The following is a 368-nucleotide window of genomic DNA, read 5'->3' on the forward strand; positions in this document are numbered from 1 at the left end:
CTTAACCTTTCCTCAAAGCCTGTCCCATAATCTGCTACCGGGGTAATTTTTCACAACAAGGCTGGCCAAATGGATTTCTTGGGTGTTTCCGGCATGCACTATTCCGGTGCGTCGCTGAAGAACAATCGGATCATCGTCGCCGAGGATTCCAATGTCTTCGCTTCGATGATCCGCCAGCGGATGAAGGAACTTCTGGAAATCGACGTCGAAATCTGCCGTGATTTCGAAGAGATTCAGCAGGCCAACGAAAAATCGGATGTACCGATCCGGCTCGCCATCTCCAACATGAATCTGCCGGGCGCCGAATCGGGTGAGGCGCTCAACTATCTGGTCGACGTGGCGATCCCGACCATCGTCTTCACCGGCAC

The 368-nt window shown here is 53.3% G+C and carries 1 protein-coding gene; it reads left to right on the forward strand.

Going from position 1 to position 368, the window contains the following annotated elements:
* Window positions 1–69: 69 nt before the first annotated feature.
* Window positions 70–368, forward strand: a 299-nt coding sequence (locus tag AC1D0P_RS32115) for a response regulator (RefSeq protein ID WP_477680420.1), incomplete at its 3' end; no start/stop codon positions are given.

It is taken from the genome of Polaromonas sp. P1_G2, from assembly GCF_056405515.1.